Source organism: Lysinibacillus sphaericus OT4b.31, from assembly GCF_000392615.1.
GTDB lineage: Bacteria > Bacillota > Bacilli > Bacillales_A > Planococcaceae > Lysinibacillus > Lysinibacillus sphaericus_B.
In genome coordinates, this window is record NZ_KB933453.1 from 1 (window position 1) to 3,512 (window position 3,512).

The following is a 3,512-nucleotide window of genomic DNA, read 5'->3' on the forward strand; positions in this document are numbered from 1 at the left end:
ACGCATGCCGGGCGCACATCTAAAAGGGGTAGTTCATGATGAACTACCCCTTTCTTCCATATGCAAATCATCTTAATAATTTGAATCAGCAATTAATCCATTCATAATTTCTACACCTGAACTTGCACCGATTCGTGTTGCCCCTGCATCAATCATATTTTGCATATCTTCTAAGCTACGTACACCACCTGATGCCTTAACACCTAGTTCTGGACCAACTGTTTTACGCATTAATGCAATATCCTCTGCTGTTGCTCCACCTGAAGAAAAACCTGTTGACGTTTTTACGTAATCAGCCCCAGCCGCAACTGCAAGCTCACATGCTTTTACTTTTTCCTCTTCCGTAAGTAGACATGCTTCGATAATAACTTTAACGATCGCACTGCCTTTCGCAGCTTCTACTACTGCAGCAATATCCGCTTGTACAAAGTCAAAATTTTTATCCTTTAACGCGCCAACATTGATGACCGTGTCCACTTCTTTTGCACCATTTGCAATCGCATCTTTTGCCTCAAAAGCTTTTACAGCAGGTGTATTAGCGCCTAGAGGGAAGCCAATTACTGTACAAACTAAGACATTTGAGTTTTGTAAAAGCTCACTGCTGTATTTAACCCATGTTGGATTTACACAAACAGATGCAAAGCCGAATTGTTTCGCTTCCACACAAAGTTTTTCAATTTGCTCTTTCGTTGCCTCAGCCTTTAATAACGTGTGATCAATCATACTCGCATAATTCGTTTTCATAGTAAAACACTCCTTCTTTTCAAGTTGTACGTACCTCTCTGAAATGATACCATTTATTTACGTTGCCGTCTAATTTCTTACTATTGAGTAATTACCCTCTATTATTTAGAAATCTGCATATGTTGCGCAAAAAAACGGATTATTATCTAATTCATCAAAAAATCATAAAAATGGGTAATCGTTTTAGACTGTAGACAAACTCAAAAAATTAAGTTTTTTTATAGGCTTTTTTCTTTTAAACATAGAAGTATCTATAGGGACCCGTTGATTTCCGGCGGACGCTTTTCGCGGGCATGGCTTCAGTCTCCTCGTTTCTACGCTCCTGCGGGGTCTTTTCGCTCATGCTTTCCCGCAGAGGTCACCGCCTACGTATGCGTTGGACAACCTTACGAGGGATTAAAAAATTGTCCATGCCGGCGATGCATACTTTTGCTGCCATGCAATTGAAGAAGCTAGCTAATGGGACATGACAAGGTCCAAAAAAAGAAAATAGTTGCTCGTCGCGTACTACTGTCGTTAATAGGGGCCATTTGTCACTACTATTTCTGATGAAATTTCAAAAGGTATCCAGAATGTGATCATTCCGAATACCTTTTGTCGTTAATCTGAAAGGATTGTCCTATCATAAAAATAGGCAATCCTTTTTGTTTTTATTTTGCAGTTTCTAATACACGTACAAACTGCCCTTTAGAATGAGGGTAGCCCGCTTGTGTAATTTTCACCTTCACTAGCTGACCAATCAGGTTTTCTGGACCTTCAAAGACTATTTTTAAATAATTATCTGTATAACCAGTTAATAGACCTTCTTCGTCGCTTCCATCGTGAACATATTCTTCTGGAATCACTTCTAACACTTCATTCTCAAAGCGCGAAGCATATTCTTTTGCGAGTTGATTGTTTAATGCGATTAAGCGGTGAACTCGCTCATTTTTAATGTCCTCGTCAATTTGGTCTTCCATACGTGCAGCTGGAGTACCTGTTCGTGGAGAGAATGGGAAAACGTGTAGTTCTGAGAATTTATGGTCACGAATAAAGTTATACGTTTCCATAAATTCTTCCTCTGTCTCACCCGGGAAACCAACAATCACGTCTGAAGTGACTGCTAAATCTGGTAGAGCTTCATGTAATTTTGTTAAGCGTTCACCGAAAAATTCCATTGTATATTTACGACGCATTCTTTTCAAAACAGTATCTGAGCCAGATTGAATCGGAATGTGTAAATGATTGACAACGATATTTGATTTTCGTAATACTTCGATCACTTCATCTGTTAACTGACTTGCTTCAATCGAAGAAATACGTAGACGTTTTAACCCTTTAACGTTTGTCTCTAAGTCACGTAGCAATTGTGCGAGGTTGTAGTCTTTTAAATCTTGACCATAGCCACCTGTATGAATTCCTGTCAGAACGATTTCAAGATAACCAGCATCTACCAGTTGCTGTGCTTGGTGAAGTACCTCTTGAGGATCTCGAGATCGCATTAAGCCACGTGCCCATGGAATGATACAAAAAGTACAGAAGTTATTACAGCCTTCTTGGATTTTCAGTGATGCACGTGTACGATCTGTAAAAGCAGGTACATCTAATTCTTCGTATACACGATTTTTCATGATGTTGCGTACTGCATTAATCGGTTGGCGCTCGTTGCGATACTGCTCAATATAGCCAAGCATTTTCGTACGATCCTGTGTTCCTACAACAATATCAACGCCAGGAATCGCCATAATTTCCGCCGGAGACGTTTGGGCATAGCAACCTGTAACACAAATAACAGCATCAGGATTTTGACGGACTGCCCGACGAATTACTTGACGTGACTTTTTATCACCCGTATTTGTTACCGTACAAGTATTAATAACATAAACATCCGCTTGATTTTCAAATTCAGTTCGATCATAACCATCTTCTTTAAATAGCTGCCAAATTGCCTCAGTTTCATAGTGATTTACTTTACAACCTAGAGTATGGAAACTCACGATTTTTGGTCGCTCGTTACTCATAATATATATCATCCTTTCAAGAGTACACTGCAATAAATTTAAATATTAACGTTTCTTATAATAGCACAAATAAATATAATGAGCCTAGCTTTTTGGCTAGGCATTTTAATGCATAAAAAAACAGGCACCATAATATTGAGTAACTGTCAGTGGAAGGCTTTTTAATTGGTTGCTCCAATATATTCAAAATGAGAGTATTCCCCTATTAAAAGTTATTTATTTACTAAATTAAATGCTTTAGTAAAGACGAGGTATTGAACATATTTTGATGAATAAAACTTTTTCTATCAGCCCTCTCATTCATAGCAATTATTCATTCTCATCAATCCTAACTATGTAAATGAAAAACATTCTTTAAAAAGAGAATACTTCGATTTACTAAATATACATATAAAAGAAAAAAAGCCCAAACTCGAAATTAATTTCGTTATTATTGCCAAAAGGCAGTTGAAAGTTCGTTTCAACCGAACTTTCAACTGCCAACTCAAATTTCGGATTTTTTCAGTGCCCCTTAAATATTCCAGGGCTGTTTATTCTCCGATTTTTTTGCATAGCACTGCCCGTTTATTTATTCTGCACCTCTAAAAAACTAGAGATTACCAATGATTAGTAGGAGGTTCATTAGCAGGACTAACTGGAGGCGTAAGTCCTGAAAGAACAGGCGTTACTACACTACCTGCCGCAAGGCGGATTTGTTGAACTTGTAGCACTTTTACAGTAAGTTCCAGTACAATTTTTTCGCGCAGTTTGCTGAAAGTACCTTCAGGT

Annotated in this window: 2 protein-coding genes and 1 pseudogene; all 3 read right to left on the reverse strand. The window is 38.1% G+C overall.

Annotated features, from left to right (window positions below; translation table 11 throughout):
• Positions 1–72: 72 nt before the first annotated feature.
• Positions 73–744, reverse strand: coding sequence for a deoxyribose-phosphate aldolase (deoC, locus tag H131_RS22845; RefSeq protein WP_010861505.1), 672 nt, complete (start codon positions 742–744; stop codon positions 73–75).
• 650 nt (positions 745–1,394) lie between these two features.
• Entirely contained in the window at positions 1,395–2,744 is a 1,350-nt protein-coding gene (mtaB, locus tag H131_RS22850; RefSeq protein ID WP_010861506.1) for a tRNA (N(6)-L-threonylcarbamoyladenosine(37)-C(2))-methylthiotransferase MtaB, read from the reverse strand.
• A gap of 596 nt (positions 2,745–3,340) precedes the next feature.
• Positions 3,341–3,512, reverse strand: a pseudogene (locus tag H131_RS25770) (CsxC family protein); the annotation flags it as partial.